This window comes from Psychrobacillus mangrovi (genome assembly GCF_037104765.1).
Taxonomy (GTDB): domain Bacteria; phylum Bacillota; class Bacilli; order Bacillales_A; family Planococcaceae; genus Psychrobacillus; species Psychrobacillus mangrovi.
Window position 1 is genome coordinate 32,765 of sequence record NZ_JBAWSY010000011.1, and the last position, 15,965, is coordinate 48,729.

17 protein-coding genes are annotated in these 15,965 nt (G+C 35.5%); 3 read left to right on the forward strand and 14 right to left on the reverse strand.

The genetic code is table 11. The features are described from left to right. Window positions 1-10: 10 nt before the first annotated feature. The 4 genes from WAX74_RS14050 to WAX74_RS14065 form a co-directional block, all read right to left on the reverse strand. Window positions 11-1,117 (reverse strand): ABC transporter permease, encoded by a 1,107-nt coding sequence (locus tag WAX74_RS14050; RefSeq protein ID WP_336498292.1) that lies wholly within the window; start codon window positions 1,115-1,117, stop codon window positions 11-13. After that, the gene (locus tag WAX74_RS14055) at window positions 1,114-2,388 is read right to left on the reverse strand and encodes an ABC transporter permease (RefSeq protein WP_336498293.1); all 1,275 of its coding nucleotides are present in this window, start codon (window positions 2,386-2,388) and stop codon (window positions 1,114-1,116) included. Before WAX74_RS14055 ends, WAX74_RS14050 begins: the two co-directional genes overlap by 4 nt. A gap of 10 nt (window positions 2,389-2,398) precedes the next feature. Beyond that, window positions 2,399-3,328, reverse strand: coding sequence for an ABC transporter ATP-binding protein (locus WAX74_RS14060; RefSeq protein ID WP_336498294.1), 930 nt, complete (start codon window positions 3,326-3,328; stop codon window positions 2,399-2,401). A gap of 287 nt (window positions 3,329-3,615) precedes the next feature. Then, window positions 3,616-5,004: an L-cystine transporter gene (locus WAX74_RS14065; protein WP_336498295.1), complete on the reverse strand. Its 1,389-nt coding sequence runs from the start codon at window positions 5,002-5,004 to the stop codon at window positions 3,616-3,618. A gap of 161 nt (window positions 5,005-5,165) precedes the next feature. Between WAX74_RS14065 and cls the strand changes: the two genes are divergently transcribed. After that, window positions 5,166-6,620, forward strand: coding sequence for a cardiolipin synthase (gene cls, locus WAX74_RS14070; RefSeq protein WP_336498296.1), 1,455 nt, complete (start codon window positions 5,166-5,168; stop codon window positions 6,618-6,620). Window positions 6,621-7,153: 533 nt separating this feature from the next. On the opposite strand, the gene WAX74_RS14075 is transcribed toward cls, so the two are convergent. The 5 genes from WAX74_RS14075 to WAX74_RS14095 form a co-directional block, all read right to left on the reverse strand. Further along, window positions 7,154-8,011, reverse strand: a complete 858-nt coding sequence (locus WAX74_RS14075) for a M15 family metallopeptidase (protein ID WP_336498297.1) — start codon at window positions 8,009-8,011, stop codon at window positions 7,154-7,156. A 101-nt stretch (window positions 8,012-8,112) separates the two neighbouring features. Further along, entirely contained in the window at window positions 8,113-8,358 is a 246-nt protein-coding gene (locus WAX74_RS14080; RefSeq protein WP_336498298.1) for a hypothetical protein, read from the reverse strand. A 52-nt stretch (window positions 8,359-8,410) separates the two neighbouring features. Beyond that, a complete protein-coding gene (gene yidC, locus WAX74_RS14085; protein WP_336498299.1) occupies window positions 8,411-9,178 on the reverse strand; it encodes a membrane protein insertase YidC in 768 nt (255 codons plus the stop codon). A gap of 77 nt (window positions 9,179-9,255) precedes the next feature. Next, entirely contained in the window at window positions 9,256-10,047 is a 792-nt protein-coding gene (locus WAX74_RS14090) for a helix-turn-helix domain-containing protein (RefSeq protein WP_336498300.1), read from the reverse strand. Between the two features lie 109 nt (window positions 10,048-10,156). After that, window positions 10,157-11,047 (reverse strand): diacylglycerol/lipid kinase family protein, encoded by an 891-nt coding sequence (locus tag WAX74_RS14095; protein WP_336498301.1) that lies wholly within the window; start codon window positions 11,045-11,047, stop codon window positions 10,157-10,159. Between the two features lie 124 nt (window positions 11,048-11,171). Here WAX74_RS14095 and WAX74_RS14100 point away from each other — a divergent pair, with 124 nt between their 5' ends. After that, a complete protein-coding gene (locus tag WAX74_RS14100; RefSeq protein ID WP_336498302.1) occupies window positions 11,172-12,314 on the forward strand; it encodes an MFS transporter in 1,143 nt (380 codons plus the stop codon). A 14-nt stretch (window positions 12,315-12,328) separates the two neighbouring features. Here WAX74_RS14100 and WAX74_RS14105 read toward each other — a convergent pair whose 3' ends face one another. After that, a complete protein-coding gene (locus WAX74_RS14105) occupies window positions 12,329-12,640 on the reverse strand; it encodes a hypothetical protein (RefSeq protein WP_336498303.1) in 312 nt (103 codons plus the stop codon). A gap of 54 nt (window positions 12,641-12,694) precedes the next feature. Next, window positions 12,695-13,144 carry a GNAT family N-acetyltransferase gene (locus tag WAX74_RS14110; protein WP_336498304.1) on the reverse strand — a complete coding sequence of 150 codons (450 nt, stop codon included), beginning with the start codon at window positions 13,142-13,144 and terminating at the stop codon, window positions 12,695-12,697. 93 nt (window positions 13,145-13,237) lie between these two features. On the opposite strand from WAX74_RS14110, the gene WAX74_RS14115 reads away from it, so the two are divergent. Further along, the gene (locus WAX74_RS14115) at window positions 13,238-13,729 is read left to right on the forward strand and encodes a GNAT family N-acetyltransferase (RefSeq protein ID WP_336498305.1); all 492 of its coding nucleotides are present in this window, start codon (window positions 13,238-13,240) and stop codon (window positions 13,727-13,729) included. A gap of 153 nt (window positions 13,730-13,882) precedes the next feature. Here WAX74_RS14115 and WAX74_RS14120 read toward each other — a convergent pair whose 3' ends face one another. The 3 genes from WAX74_RS14120 to WAX74_RS14130 form a co-directional block, all read right to left on the reverse strand. Next, complete coding sequence (locus WAX74_RS14120) at window positions 13,883-14,353, reverse strand: DUF4064 domain-containing protein (RefSeq protein WP_336498306.1); 471 nt, start codon at window positions 14,351-14,353, stop codon at window positions 13,883-13,885. A 321-nt stretch (window positions 14,354-14,674) separates the two neighbouring features. Continuing rightward, on the reverse strand, window positions 14,675-14,956 hold the full coding sequence (locus WAX74_RS14125) for a GNAT family N-acetyltransferase (protein WP_336498307.1): 282 nt from the start codon (window positions 14,954-14,956) through the stop codon (window positions 14,675-14,677). A 33-nt stretch (window positions 14,957-14,989) separates the two neighbouring features. Next, window positions 14,990-15,958: a ring-cleaving dioxygenase gene (locus tag WAX74_RS14130; RefSeq protein WP_336498308.1), complete on the reverse strand. Its 969-nt coding sequence runs from the start codon at window positions 15,956-15,958 to the stop codon at window positions 14,990-14,992. Window positions 15,959-15,965: the final 7 nt, after the last annotated feature.

The following is a 15,965-nucleotide window of genomic DNA, read 5'->3' on the forward strand; positions in this document are numbered from 1 at the left end:
ACACCCCCATCTATTCACTTGAATGATAGCGTTCCGTTCTTTTTTCTAGTAAAGTAATTCCCACTATTAATAGGAGACCCGCTAAAAATAACATCATACTTAAGTACGTTGAAACATTACTAAAGGTTTCCCCATAAATGGTAACTCTCTTTAATGCTTCCATTCCATAATAGATTGGAGACAACCACTTCATTGCAAGTAAAGCCTCGGACCCCACAATTTCAAGTGGCCAATACGCTCCACCAATCATAGCAAAAGCTACAGCAAGCAATGATATGATCACGCTACTCTGGCTAACTGTTTTGACCAATGAAATGATAAATAAGGAGAAAGCCATCACAAGTAATACATAAAAGCTACAAATAATGATTACCTTCCATAATCCCCCGTACATATTAGTACCCACTATAAATCGAAAAACAAAAATAACTAGAAGCATCTGCACAAGTCCAATTAAATAACTAAAGGATAAATGCCCAAAGTATAATTGAAACCTACTAATGGACGCTAGTTTTAATCGATTCCAAACTCCAGATCTTTTATCTTCTAATATAAATTGTACATTTATAGAGATTGTATAAAAAACAAAATAAAGCATAAAACCAAATAAACTTTGCAATGCACCATCATATCGGAAAATTTTTGATTCATCCATCGATGCTTCATTTAGTTGAAAAGCTTGATCTTCTAACCCTTTATCTACATCATTCCACTTACTTTCCCCTCCTACAGCAATTACTTGATCGCGAAAAGCAAGATTATTATAGGTCGATACTACTTTTAGAGAGAGATTACTCACCACATCCGACTCTATATCGGATAGGATGGTATACGTTTTTTCATTTAGCAATACACCAATCGTGTCTCTATTTTCCTTTATTGTATCCTGAAGCTCTTGCTCTGATAAAACGATTAATGCATAATCCTCTTCTTTTTGTAAGCTCTCTAAAACTTCTTTACTCATTTTTGAGTCATCCGTTGCTACTAATAAAGACAATTTACTACCAACTGAACCACTTAACACATATGCGAATATAACAGTCATGACGGTCATTGATATGAGAACAAGTGGTTTTCTTTTTAAGTTTTGTAATCTTGCCATCCATATACCCTTCATGATGTCACCCCTCTTTTTGGAAATAAAACAATAGAGAGCAACACACAAAGACTAAATGCCACAAACAAAACAGACATTAAAGGCCATATTATCTCTAATTCTCTACCTTTTTGAATAGACAGAATGGCGGTCATTGTAGCTCCATTTGGTGTAAGATTTCCGATTTTAGCTAGTATAGTAGATACGTCCCCAATATTAAAAAACGAGCCACCAAGAAATGAGAAGATCGTAATTACTAAACCATTAAACAAATTCGCTACTCCATCGGACTTCGTTCTAAATTGTAGGGTAGTTAACAATGCAGATAGTCCCCCAATAAACAAACTATAGGTTAAAACAATAACAGCCATTGCATCTAGACCAATCCAATCTATTCCAAGCACAAACTTCCCATAGAGCAGAAGCAACAATTGTTGAACAAAAGCCACAAGCGATCCTGTAATAAATATAGAAATAGCGTACCAAGTAGCTGATACTCCTGCTAATATCATTCGGTCATAAACCTTCCACTGTACCTCTTGTAAAGCAAAGCCAGCTAAGAAGGAAGGGATATATAGAGCAAACATAACAAGCATTCCAGCTGTGTAATAAACGGAGGCTGGAATCTTTCTTTCTCTTTCTTCCAACACTTGTTCCACTTTTTCAACACTTGAGTTATTTTGTAAAGATTGATCCAATGTAATGCCAGCTTTCGTAAGAGCAAGTGACTTTGTATAGCCATTTTGCCATTCAGTTATGACAGATTGGATAATAGAAGCACGTATTTCATTTTCTTGACTAAGAAATAAATCAATCTCCGGTGTTTGAGTTTCATTAAAATAAGCTGTTTTTATGTAATCCAAACGAAAACTCGAAGGAATCGTTAAAATGCCATCCGTATTTTTGTCTTTTCGAATACTATCTAAGCCCGTCGATTGTTTCTTTTCCACCGATATATACTCTTCCACACCATCGGCAGATAGAATGGAGTCTTCTAGAATATAAATAGGATCAGAGCTTTTCAATTGTGTTAGTACTGCATCTAAAGATGGACCACTCAATCCCTGCTCCTCTAAGAAATTCTTAATAGATTCCTCTTCGTTCTCCCAACTTGATTCATCTATTAAAGCCAGTCTAGCTTGAATGGCCGGTTCTCCACCACTATTCATCACACTAGCAAGCGCTGTAGAAAGAATCGTAATTAGAACAAGTGGCATGATTAATAAAATAATCAGTGGTTGTTTATTACGTAACAGCATTTTTATTTGCTTTCCAATTAAAGTAAGTAGCATAGCCATCCCCCTAGTCCCTTAACGCTTTTCCTGTTAAATGTAGGAATACATCTTCAAGAGAAGGAATTTTAATGATGGCAGACGTAATGGTTACATCATTTTCAGCAGCTAATGCGAAAATAGTTGCAAGCGGTTCTTCCTTTTTAGGCATAGATACCAAAAAAATATCTTCTTCATAACGGACACTCGCTGTTGGAAATTGTTTTTTCAGTACCTCTCCAAACTCTTCTGTAAGTAGATGTCCCTTTAATTCAATTGTTTGATTGTTAGAGACTAGTGATTTTAACTGTTCTTTTGTACCGAAAGCAATAATCTCACCTTGGTCCATAATATAAATTTTGTCACAAAGTAGCTCTACTTCTTCCATATAGTGACTTGTATATAATAAGGTCATTCCTTCCTCGACAAGCTGTTTAACGGTATCTAAAATATACGCTCTCGATTGTGGGTCAATCCCAACTGTTGGCTCATCCATAATTAGAATAGATGGTCTATGTAAAAGGGCAGCACCAATATTTAGGCGCCGTTTCATACCGCCAGAAAAAGTTTTCACGATATCATTTTTTCGATCGGATAATCCAATTTTCTGTAATGTTTCTTCTACTCGTTCGGATAATAAGGAACCTTTTAAACCATAGATTCGACCGAAAAAAGCTAAGTTTTCTTTAGCCGATAACTCTGGATATAATGCAATTTCTTGCGGAACTACCCCTAATGTTTTACGAAGGGACTCTGGATTTTTATTTATAGATTCTGAATTCCAAATTACTTCCCCACTTGTTGGCATTACTAAAGAGGAAAGCATGGAAATAGTTGTTGATTTTCCTGCCCCATTAGGTCCGAGTAGTCCAATAGATTCACCTGCTTCTAGTTGCATATTTACTTGGCGGACAACTTCCTTAGTTTTATACCTTTTATGAAGATTTATAGCTTGTAGCACGACTCCATCTCCTTTATCAATCCAATTTATTTTGGTATATATGCATTCAGTTTCTGTATCGACCGCTTGGTGAGCTTCTACAAAAACCGTGACATCCGCCGGGGTTTTCAACTCTATTCAGTCGATATTTAGGCACTTACCGAAACTAATAATTAGTACAATTATACCAAAATTATTGTGTGATATTAAAAAACCATAAGTAAAGTTTATGTTAAGAAAAGGAATAATATTTGAGTGCATACAAAAAAAGCTGCCCCATTGAAGGACAGCTTTACTAGTTGGACTTATTATTCTACTGTTTGTGTTTCTAATGGTGCATTATAAACTTCTTTGTCTAATTCACCCGTCATTTTTGCAGTTGTAACACCTGCAGTCATCGATCCACTCACGTTTACAGCTGTTCGTGCCATATCAATTAATGGCTCTACCGAAACGAGTAAGCCCGCTAAAGCAACTGGTAAATTCAAAGCAGAAAGTACAAGGATTGCGGCAAATGTTGCTCCACCACCTACACCTGCTACTCCAAAAGAACTGATAGCCACTACAGCAACTACAGTAAGGATAAACATTGGGTTTAAAGGATTGATACCCTGAGATGGAGCAATCATGAATGCTAGCATCGCTGGATAGACACCCGCACATCCATTTTGTCCGATTGACAATCCAAAGGAACCAGAGAAATTTGCAATACCTTCAGATACACCTAGTTTATTTGTTTGCGCATTAATATTAATGGGTAAAGTACCTGCACTTGAACGTGAAGTAAAAGCAAAAATTAACGGCTCTGCTGCTTTTTTCACATACGTTATTGGATTTAAACCAGAAAGTGAAATGATGATTAAGTGGATTGCAAACATAATAGCTAATGCTACATAGGATGCTATCACGAATTTACCTAAATTATAAATTGCCGCAAAATCAGATGTCGCAACGGTTCTAGCCATAATTGCTAAGATTCCGTATGGTGTCAATCGAAGAACAAGTGTCACAACACTCATGATAAGCGAGTACACAGCGTCGATTCCTTTTTTAATCGTAGCAGCAGTTTCACTATCTTTGCGAGCAACTCTTAAGTAGGCAAAGCCTAAAAATGCTGCAAAAATTACTACCGCAATTGTAGATGTATCACGCGCACCAGTGAAATCTAAAAATGGATTAGCAGGAAGTAAATCAAGCATTTGCTGAGGTAGTGTTTTGTCTCCCACTTCTGCAGAACGTGCTTCATAGTCCTCTGCGCGAGCAGACTCTGCTTCACCTTGCACAATCTGATCTGCATTCAGATCAAAGATTGCTGCAGAACCAATTCCAACAAGTGCCGCTATAGCAGTAGTTCCAATTAAAATACTTAAAACAATTGCAGCCATTTTCCCAAAATTTTTACCAATCGTCAATTTCGTAAAAGCGCCTAAAATTGAAATAAAAACTAGTGGCATTACAATCATTTGAAGTAACTTCACATAGCCAGTTCCTATCAAGTTATACCAATCTACGGATTGAGCTAACACTTCAGATGTTACACCGTAAATTAGATTCAATACTAACCCTAAAGCTATACCTAAACCTAACGCCGTAAATACGCGTTTAGAGAATGACACATGTTTCTTTTGCATTACTATTAGAACACCGACGAACAACAGTAAGGCTGCTATATTGAGAATGATAAATAATATGTCCATTTCATTACCTCCATTTTTTCACCTAACATAGAATAATACTTTTATTCCAATAGGTCAAGTAGGTTATACTTTCTATCGCATAATGCCTAGTTTCTTCATTCTTTCCCCTAAATCGGATATACTAAAACTAACTTCCAAAAAAATTAGAAGGAGGTGAAACTTTGGCGGCTAGCATTATTAGTTTAATTGTGACAGGAACAATTATTTTAAATATTTTCCTTGCCATCGCCTTAATATTTTTGGAACGCAGAGATGCATCCTCTACTTGGGCTTGGATATTGGTTTTATTTTTTGTACCTATTGTAGGTTTCGGTATTTATTTATTATTTGGAAGAAAGTTACGTAAAAAGCATTTATTCCGTTGGGAAGGTAAAAACAAAATTGGTATCGATAAATTAATAGAATTTCAAATGGAAGCGATTGAGGATGATTCGTTTGATTTTCGATTGGATGATGCCATGCATTATAAAGAATTAATTATAATGCATTTACACAATAACCAAGCTGTTTTAACTCAAGATAACAAAGTAGATATTTTTAATGATGGTCGTGAAAAATTCAATGCACTTTTACAGGATTTAGAAAATGCAAAAGATCATATTCACATTCAATATTATATTTTCCGACTTGATAATCTTGGTCAAGAGATTTACGAAGTTTTATTAGCGAAAGCTAAACAAGGAGTTAAAGTTCGTATTTTATATGATGACACTGGATCACGTGGATTACGGAAAAGGCAATTCAAGGAGTTAATTCATTTAGGCGGCCGTGTAGAAGCATTTTTCCCTTCTATTCTACCCCTTATTAATCCACGTATGAATTATCGTAACCATCGAAAAATTGTCGTGATTGATGGTCGAATCGGTTATATCGGAGGATTCAATGTAGGTGATGAATATTTAGGATTAAATAAACGATTTGGTTATTGGCGTGATACACATCTAAGAATAGAAGGAAGTGCAGTACATCCACTTCAAACTCGATTCATACTCGATTGGAACCAAGCTTCCGCCGAACATGATATTGAATACTCCGATGTATTTTTCCCAGCTATTCCCATGAAAGGCTCTGTTGGTTTGCAAATTGTTTCCAGCGGACCTGATTCCGAATGGGAGCAGATCAAAAATGGATATTTAAAACTTATTATGATGGCGAAAAAGTATATTTACATTCAAACACCATACTTCATTCCAGATGCTAGCTTTATGGATACTCTACGTATTGCTTGTCTATCAGGTATTGATGTTCGACTAATGATTCCAAACAAGCCGGATCATATCTTCGTTTACTGGGCTACCTATTCTTATGTGGGTGAACTAATCAGAGCTGGTGCAAAAGTATATATTTATGAAAATGGATTCCTTCATACAAAAATGATAGTAATTGATGATGAAGCATCAACTGTAGGAACAGCAAATATAGATGTTCGTAGCTTTAAACTAAATTTTGAGGTTAATGCATTTATCTATGACCGCGAAACATCTCATGAGCTTGCAGAGCTTTTCGAGGAAGATATGAAGTTATCCACTCAATTGACTATGGAACTATACGAGGAAAGAACTCGCATGATTAAGTTTAAAGAGTCTCTAGCAAGATTATTGTCCCCAATACTGTAATACGAAACGCAAGCGATTATTAAAGAAAATGAAAACCTAAATCGACATCTATCTTTAGAATAAATTTTTCTTTACTATCTATTACCATGGTAATCAGAGGAGCTAGAAGTGACTGTGTCATTTCTAGCTCCTTCTTTGTGCTCCTTCGTCACGTGAAGAGCAAATCCTAAAACACGAGTGGATACAGTGATGTTTTTTTAGATAGTTGATTTTCGTTTTAGGCGGCGACTCCTGCCGGAATAGCATGAGCTGAAGACCCTGGACTGAGCGTAGCGAAATTATTTTTTGCGACGAGCTTGCGCAGGAGCATAGCTTTTTTGCGACGAGCTTGCGCAGGAGCAAGGGAAGCGGCTGAATCCATGCCGGCGGAAAGCGTCCGCCTAAAACGGAAATCGAGTGGGTCCCAGACAAAAAGCGAGTATGTGAACGAAATATCGCTCAAACACTCGCTAATAGATACCTTGATGAGTTTTTCAGTGCCCTCCCTTTAGTAAAAGAAAAGTCAGCATTCCTTATTATGGAATGCTGACTTTTTAAAATTCGAGATATTCTTCTAAAGTTGTACCTGCTTCATAGACTTGACTTGCTAGTTGCTCACCAACATAACGGAAGTGCCATGGCTCGTACATATATCCGGTGATTTTTTCTTTTTCTTTAGGATATCGCATGATAAAACCATAATTATGTGCATTGGCAGCGACCCATTTTCCAGCCTCTGTTTCTCCAAAGCTTTCACGCGCGAAATGTTGTTCAAAATGTTGTTCTCCTATATCAAAAGCAAGACCTGTTTGATGTTCGGAGTATCCTGGACGTGCACTATAGCGATCCGCTGCTTCTTGCCCATCATTACTCACATATCTCTGATAAAGTGTCGTTTGATATTCAAAAGAACGATATGTACTAAATGCCACTAACACAAAATTAGAAAGCCTTGCTTCGGCAGCCATCTCTTCAAATGCTGCTCTTGCCTCTTTACTTTCTCCTGGGTCAAACGTTGAAGGCAACGGATATTTTTTACTTGCAATGAGAACTCCTTCGATGTATGTCGGTTCCGTTGGTAACGTTTCATTACCTATGTATCCATTTGCTCCTGACATATCTACTTCAGGCTCTTCTACAACTGGAGGTTCGACTATCGGCTCATCTTTAGTCTGCTCTTCTGTTTCTTCTGCTTCTTCTTTTTCGATCGTGTCGATTTCTTTTCCCTCTGTGGTCTTCTCTTCTGTTTTATTAGCGAGACCTAATGATGTAAGACTTTGATCTATATTCCAATCATTTATCCCAACCCAAGTGACGATGGCTGTAACTAACAATCCCAAAATAATCCCTGAGACAATATAAGGCCATTTCTTTTGTTTTTTCTTTTTAAATAAACTTTGTCGAGAATACATTGTCTTCCTTCTTTCCAATAACGATACTATCATTTTAACATTTTTCTACATGATTAGACGAGAAAATGGGTTGTCTTTTATGGACAACCCATGAACAAAAATTATATTAAAATCATCCCAAGTACTACGAAGAATAATACGATAAATAAAATAGACATACCCTTCATCCATTTGGCTTCTCGCTCAAAACCTTTTTCTTTAAAGCTGACTGCCCGATATCCATTAGTTATAGCAAATATAGCTGTCATAAAGAGAACAGCCATGTTTAAATTTCCAACTATAATAAATATTAATGAGGTAATGGCAGCCACTACAATCAGGATTCCAATAATCCAATTCCTGTTCACTTTTAACTACACCTCTCACGAAAAAAACGAAGCTATAAAAAGCTTCGTTTTTTTATACAGATTCTTCCGCTTTTTCTGGATGATTTGAATAAAATTTACGTCCTAAGTATGTTTGGAAGATTAATATAATTCCGCCGACTGTCCAATACAATGGTAATGCAGCCATAGAACTGAACGAGATGAACATAATCATGATAGGAGAAATATAAATCATCATTTTCATCTGTTGCTTTTGTTGCTCTGGTACCGTCCATAAAGAAACTTTTGCTTGAACAAAATATACTACTCCCGCAATAAGTGTCATCGCAATATCCGGTGAACCTAAGTTAAACCATAAAAAAGGATGTGTTTTCACATCTGTTGAGTGCAAAATTGCAAAATATAATCCCATGACAATCGGCATTTGAATAATCATTGGTAAGCAACCCATATTCAAAGGATTTACATTATGCTTACGATATAATCCCATCATTTCTTGCTGTAAAGCCATTTGTTCTTCTTTTGACTTTGTAGCTTTTAATTTCTTTTGAATCTCATCCATTTCTGGTTTCAATTTATCCATTTTTTCTTTCATACCCTGTTGATTCTTATAGTTTTTAAGCATCAAAGGCATTAAAGCAAATCGAATAATTAATGTAATTGCTATAATAGCAAGTCCATAACTACCATTGAATATTTCTCCAAAGAAATGAAGTAAAAAATCAAAAGGTCGAACAAAAATATTATAAAAAGTACCTTCTTTATTTTCTACTCCTGAACATCCGCTTAGAACAACTGCTGCAAAGACAAGAATAGAAAGCAAACTAATCTTCTTTTTCATACATTCACCTTCATTTTTCAAACTATAACGAGTATACCTTCTATGAAGCTATTTATCAAATATAAACATAGTAATACTTATACAGCTCTGCTTTCATTCGGAAAATTATATTTGAAATTAGGGTATTCATGATTATCCCTAAATTGCTTCGGTGTTAGACCAGTATACTTTTTGAATATACGAGTGAAATAGCTTTGATTGCAAAAGTGGAATGAATCAGAAATATCGGAAATCCCTTTGTTCGTATGTCTTAGATAATACTGGCACTCCTCTACCTTACGAATATTTAAATATTCTACTAGAGTTACCCCTGTATGTTCTCGGAAAATACGAGATAAATGACTTGTACTAATATTAAAATATTTAGCAATATCTTCAACAGTTAAATTAGTTTCGATTTCATCATTAATAAATAAAATAACTTTATTCACTGTTTGATGACCAAATGACGGTTTTTTTCTTTCTGTAATAACTAATACAAAAAACTCTACTAGTTCATCTGCACATTGTAGAAATTGTGCATCGCTCATTTTAGTTTCTATTACATTGACACTAGCAATATTAAACGCCATTACTTTATCAGAGGGCACTTGGCTTTCTTGTAATTTCCTAGCCATTACAGCGACTAATTGTATGTAGTAATTTTTCACATACATAATCATTAACTTCTCAGCTCTAATAATAATTAAATCTATAATCTCTCGTAACACTTTTTTAGCTTCTTCAAGCTCGAAAGCATACATGTGAAGAAATAATTTTTTTTCTAGATCTAAAAACAAGCTCAAGCCTTCGATGCTGTTAATAACACTTATTTCTTTTGTATACGCTTTTGAAAAGCTTTCTAAAAAAACCTTTTGTGAGTATTGCATATGGACCTCATCTTTCTTTTTTAATGGTACTTTTGGTATTGTTCCTATTGGGTATGTAGTATCATTTTATAACACTTTCTTGGAAATTGGAAACATTTATGATGTTTTTTTAGCTATTTTTTGGAATTAACATTTCTAAGTGTTTTGGAAGTACTTTCATTTCAAAAGGTGTACATATACCTTCGTCCCCATCAACGTTGCAAAATAACGGGCGATCTGACTCCATGTAAACATTTTTAGTCGTAATGACCTCTACTCCATCGTCTTCTTTTAATGTGCCCAATAAAATTTTCGTACCCATTCGTACAATAGAAGCAATACCAGACTTTTTAAAAATGTACACATGAAGTAATCCATCATTAATCTCAGCATTCGTAATCATCTTTTCAAATCCACCTACTGAATTTGTTAAGCCAATTAATATAAGGATGGCTGTCCCTTTCCAGGTCCCATGGTCATGTTGTATGGTAAAACCTACCTCTTCATTAGATATAACTACTTTTGCCCCCTCTAGTAAATATGCCAAAGAGCCTAGTTTTGTTTTTTTCTCAATGGAAGTGTTCGCTACACTACTAGCTATCTCCCCAATGGCAACAATATTCCCAAAATATTTATTGCCAATTTGAGCTATATCTACAAGCTCTGTATTGGACATCTTTAATGCCTCGATTGCAATATCTGGCTCTAAAGGAATTCCAATCGCTCGTGCGAAGTCATTAACTGTCCCAAGAGGTATTACTGAAAATACTGGACGATAAGGTTGATTGGCAAGTCCATTTATTACTTCATTTATCGTTCCATCTCCACCCATAGCTACAAGGAACTCAATTTTCTCTTCACAAGCTTGTTTTGCAAATATAGTAGCATCATCTTTTTTTTCTGTTTCTTTTTCAACTATTTTATATCCAAGTGCATCGAGAACTGTAAGAGCCCTTTCTTTATATGTTTCGGCTTCTTCCTTCCCGGATGAAGGATTAAATATTATCATTGCTTTTTTCAATTAATTTACCTCCTTTATTAGAAATTTTTATTTCTCTAATACCCTATTTACCTATTTTGAAACAGATTACATAATAAAAAAGTGCTAAACTATAGGAAAGCTTAAATAGAAATGAGGAATATGCTTGCGCGTATTTATATACATAATTATCTTTTTTTCTTTTTTTGATTTATTTTCACAGTTGCCTATCATGAGTCCTTTTGCAAAATCACTAGGAGCAACGCCCTTCGTAACAGGCTTAGTTGTAGGGATGTATTCATTTTCAAATACAATCGGAAATGTTATCTCAGGTTTTTTAACCGATAAGAAAGGTCCTTATTATATATTAATCATCGGTCTTTTCACTACAAGTATTTCCCTCTTTATGTATCAAGGAGTAAATGACCCAGTAGGTCTATTAATTGTTCGCTTTATCCATGGATTAGTTGCTGGACTTGTTGTCCCTTCAGCCTTTACGTATTCAGCAAATCAAACTTCAGCTGAAAAGCGCGGGAAAGGTGTTGCATTATCAGGAGCATTTGTAGGACTAGCAGCTATTTTAGGACCTGCTATGAGTGGAATAATGGCTAGTAAAAGAGAAGAAGTATTTGTCTTAAATATTACTGGATCTATTATGCTGATTCTGAGTATTTTATCAGTTTTCTTATTAAGAACTGTATCGATTAATAAAAAGATGGAGAAATCTGTTTCTGTAACAGTAGGGTGCCTTTTCACAAAGAGTGATTTGGTAAAAGCTTTTGCTGGCGCATTTTTCTTGATGTTTTCGCAAGGTGTACTAGCCTATATGCTCCCTTTAAAGGTACTGCATCTAGGATTTGATTCAAAAACAAGTGGACTATTACTGAGTACTTTTGGCTTTGTGGCAATTTTAGTCTTTATATTACCTATTAATCAATTATTCGATCAGGTTAAACCTATTAAAACACTTGCTTTCGGGATGGGATTAATGGGGATAAGCATGCTTTTACTAGGGCAGATTGATACATTGCAATGGCTATATGTTGGAATGGGGTTTTATGGAGTAGGGTTTGGATTTTTATTTCCCTCTATTAATTCATTACTGATTGATTCTACAGAAGCAGCTTATCGCGGAAAGGCTTACGGATATTTTTATGCCTTTTTTTCAATAGGTGTGGTAGTTGGTTCAAGTGTTACTGGACTTTTACAACTAACTGCAAACGGTGGTTTTTTGTTAGCAGGTGGAATGTTAGTTTGTTTGTCAGCATTATTTATGATTAAAGAAAAGAATAAATTAGGATCCCCTTGACGGAGACCCTTCTATTAAGAATTCACTTCATTATACTCTGATGTTTTCTTGTCCTTATTCTGAACTTCATCGTTATAGTATTGCACACTTGTCATCGCACCTTCGTCTACCATCTTGTTATCGGGAGTATCGTGCGGATCTGGGTGTCCTGCAGCCGTTAAATCAGATTGATTATGTTTTTGTGCTTCCATAAATGAATTGACCTTTGCTTTCGTATTATTAAATGCAACCATCGCTTTATCACGATTTTCTTTTTTACTAAAATATGCATAGGCACCAGCAGCAAGTCCTGCTAGTAGTAATGTGTTACTTTTTCCTTTAGCCATGATATGTACCTCCTAATTAATGTTCTACTTTATACTTACCCTTTATTTCTAAACTTACACTTTTTTATTTCTAACCATATAAACATGAGGAATTCCATCTTCATCAAATTCATCCGAGTTAGTTTGAAAGCCAAAAGAACTGTAGAAATTTTTCAAATGACTTTGAGCACATAGTTGAATCGTTTCAACTCTATAGATACGTTCTGCTTCTTCTAACGCTTTATTCATTAATTGTCTTGCAATGCCTGTCCCACGTGCCTTTTCTTTCACAATTACTCTGCCAATAGAACATACATCATATTTTTCTCCTGGTGGAAGTAATCGACAATAGGCTATTACTTCATTATCTTTGATAGCATATAAATGCAAAGCATTTTGGTCAGATGTATCCAATTCAGGGTAAGCGCAACTTTGTTCTACTACAAAGACATCTACGCGTAGCTTGAGTATTTCATACAATCGGTATACATCCAATTCATCAAATTTTAGTAAATTCCATTCCATTTAAACCCCACCTTTCATTTTTATTATCACACAATGGTAGAAGATTGATATTATTTTTGTTATGATTACAAAAAGAATTTAGAGGTGACTCAAATGATTAGGGCGATCACGTTAAATGATATAGCAACTGTTCAACAAATCGCAAAGATCAGTTGGAACGACACATATAAAGGGATTATTCCAGACAATATACAAGAGCTTTTTTTAGAAAAGGCTTATTCAAATACGATGTTAGCTAAAAGAATAGAAAAAACTATTTTTTTACTTGCAGAGTTTGAAGGAAAACCTATTGGATTTGCAAATTTTACGTATGTAGATGAAGATGGAGATGCTGAATTGACCGCTATCTATGTACTACCTGAGTATCAGCAAATAGGCTATGGTAAAAAGCTACTCCTTGCTGGTTTGAACGAGATGCCGACGGGACGTCAGTTATTTGTCTATGTAGAGAGCAAAAATGATGGGGCTCGTGCATTTTATGAACATTTCGGTTTTGAATGCTTGGAAGAATTTGACGAGTACTTTGAAGGTCATCCACTGTCTACTGCTAAATATGTGTATTTATTAAAAACACCGACTTACTGAGTAAGTCGGTGTTTTCTCTTTATACCAGTTGATCTGGGCTGTAGTATTCTTGCTCCTGCGCAAAGCTCGTCGCAGAAAAAACTTTGCTCCTGCGCAAAGCTCGTCGCAAAAAAGTACTTTACGTTCTTCTATCTTGAAAGAATTATGATTTAGTTATACCGGTTGATCTGGGTTATAGTATTCTTGCTCAGCAAATTGAACTGGTGGCTTACGGACGAAGCACATAATAGCTGCAATGTATAAAAGAATCGATGTTATCGATATTATTCCTGCAAATAGTCCAGCTAATATAAACATGATACCTGCTAACTTTGGATTTTTATTTTTGTTTATAGAAACTATTCCTACGATATTTAATATCAAACTAATTACAAGGATAATAATAAAACCCCATCCAAATACATTAAAAAAGTTTGGTAGGACGTCTAACACTTGCGTTACTGCTTCCGCATCTTGACTAGTTAAAGTAGGATCACTTAATATTTCTTGCTGAAATCCAGTCTGAAATGCCTCATCTTGAATAACTGCACTTCCGTTCACTACTATAATCGACGTCAAAATAATCCCCAATAGCGTGAAAATCGCACTAATAATACCTAATATCTTTTCTCCTGTACGAGACATAAGTATACCTCCGTTAAATATTTATTCTACAATAATTTTACGTTTCACCTTTTAAAAAGTTTCATCTTTTTTAAATTTTACCCTAGAAATAATGAAATAAACTTGTTTAACAATTATTCTATGGGGGTACTAATATACTAACGCTTACTACAGAAAGGAAGGAATAGGATGGAGAAAAAGTTAATCTTTAATCAGTCAGATTTCTTATACACATTGGCAGGTGCATCAGTATTAACTGGTATTTTAGTTTTATTTATTTAACGATACAAATGTAAAAGGCAATCCACTTATCTTAAATAAGCGGATTGCCTTTTATATTTTTTAAGCTTTTACATCATCATATTCGTTGGATTTATTAAAAGCCGCCACAACGTATGAGCATACAGCTTCCATTTTTAAATCTTTTTCACGAGCGTAGGTTACTGCAGTGTCTAATAATTTCTTCGCTATACCCTGCCCTCGAAGTTTATCTGACACGTATGTGTGGTCCATTACCATGACATCTCCAAGTAAAGTCCACGTAATTTCACCAAGTCTTTCACCATCTTGGATATATTGATAGGCAAAAACATCATTACCCAATTCTTTGTATTGAAATTCCACAGTTTACCACTCCTTTTTTGAATTTTAACATAATTATTTGTTAATTGACAATGGACGCAACTTTGCTTCAATTTGCTCTCTTCTTGGTTCTAAAAAAGGAGGTAGAGCTAGAGACTCACCTAAAGACTCCAATGGTTCGTCTGAATTGAATCCTGGCTCATCTGTAGCCAATTCATATAAGATACCATTCGGCTCTCTGAAATAAATAGATTTGAAATAATAACGATCTACCAAACCAGATGTAACAAATCCTTTAGAACGCAATAATTCTTCCCATTTTGGATAGTCTTCCATTGTAGGTACACGGAATGCAACATGGTGCACACTTCCTCTTCCTGGTCTCTCTGGAGGCAAATCTGTTCGCGTTTCAATATGCACTTCGCCTGCAGGACCTCCGGCACCTATAGTATAAACTAACACTTCAGGCATATCCGCAACATCTGATGGATATGATCCAGCTAACGTGAACCCTAGAATTTCTGTAAGCACTTTTTCTGTTGGCTTTGCTTTTCGCACAGTTAGCTTCACCGGCCCTAATCCCACAATCGCATTTTCAGCAGAGATCTCTTCTTTCACCCAAGCCTCTCCATATGGAATTCCTTTACCGTCATCGACTACTAGCATTAAACGGGAGCCTTCAAAGTCTTCAAAATAAAGTGTTTTCCGCCCGAATTTATCTTTTATTTCATCATGGGGTACTTCCAACTTCGTAAATCTTTCTTTCCAAAATTTCAGAGCATCTTCGTTTTTTACACGGAATCCCGTATTGCTAATACTTGATACTCCAGGATATGTTCTTCCTGCCATCGGAATGTCAAAGTAAGTCATATCTGTTCCGGGGGTTCCTTTAGCATCTGCATAAAACAAATGATAGGAAGATGTACTATCTTGATTGACTGTTTTTTTCACTAATCTCATGCCAAGTATTCTTGTAAAAAAGTCGTGATTTTTATCAGCATCTGCTGTGATTGCTGACACATGGTGTATTCCTGCTAATTTCATTTCTTTC

Excerpts from the sequence above, each read along its gene's own strand:
- WAX74_RS14130 (WP_336498308.1), bottom strand. The coding sequence starts at position 15,958 with ATGAAATTAGCAGGAATACACCATGTGTCAGCAATCACAGCAGATGCT.
- yidC (WP_336498299.1), bottom strand. The coding sequence starts at position 9,178 with ATGAAAAAGAAGATTAGTTTGCTTTCTATTCTTGTCTTTGCAGCAGTT.
- WAX74_RS14055 (WP_336498293.1), bottom strand. The coding sequence starts at position 2,388 with ATGCTACTTACTTTAATTGGAAAGCAAATAAAAATGCTGTTACGTAAT.
- WAX74_RS14105 (WP_336498303.1), bottom strand. The coding sequence starts at position 12,640 with ATGGCTAAAGGAAAAAGTAACACATTACTACTAGCAGGACTTGCTGCT.
- WAX74_RS14075 (WP_336498297.1), bottom strand. The coding sequence starts at position 8,011 with ATGTATTCTCGACAAAGTTTATTTAAAAAGAAAAAACAAAAGAAATGG.
- WAX74_RS14115 (WP_336498305.1), top strand. The coding sequence starts at position 13,238 with ATGATTAGGGCGATCACGTTAAATGATATAGCAACTGTTCAACAAATC.
- WAX74_RS14120 (WP_336498306.1), bottom strand. The coding sequence starts at position 14,353 with ATGTCTCGTACAGGAGAAAAGATATTAGGTATTATTAGTGCGATTTTC.
- WAX74_RS14050 (WP_336498292.1), bottom strand. The coding sequence starts at position 1,117 with ATGAAGGGTATATGGATGGCAAGATTACAAAACTTAAAAAGAAAACCA.
- WAX74_RS14110 (WP_336498304.1), bottom strand. The coding sequence starts at position 13,144 with ATGGAATGGAATTTACTAAAATTTGATGAATTGGATGTATACCGATTG.
- WAX74_RS14065 (WP_336498295.1), bottom strand. The coding sequence starts at position 5,004 with ATGGACATATTATTTATCATTCTCAATATAGCAGCCTTACTGTTGTTC.
- WAX74_RS14090 (WP_336498300.1), bottom strand. The coding sequence starts at position 10,047 with ATGCAATACTCACAAAAGGTTTTTTTAGAAAGCTTTTCAAAAGCGTAT.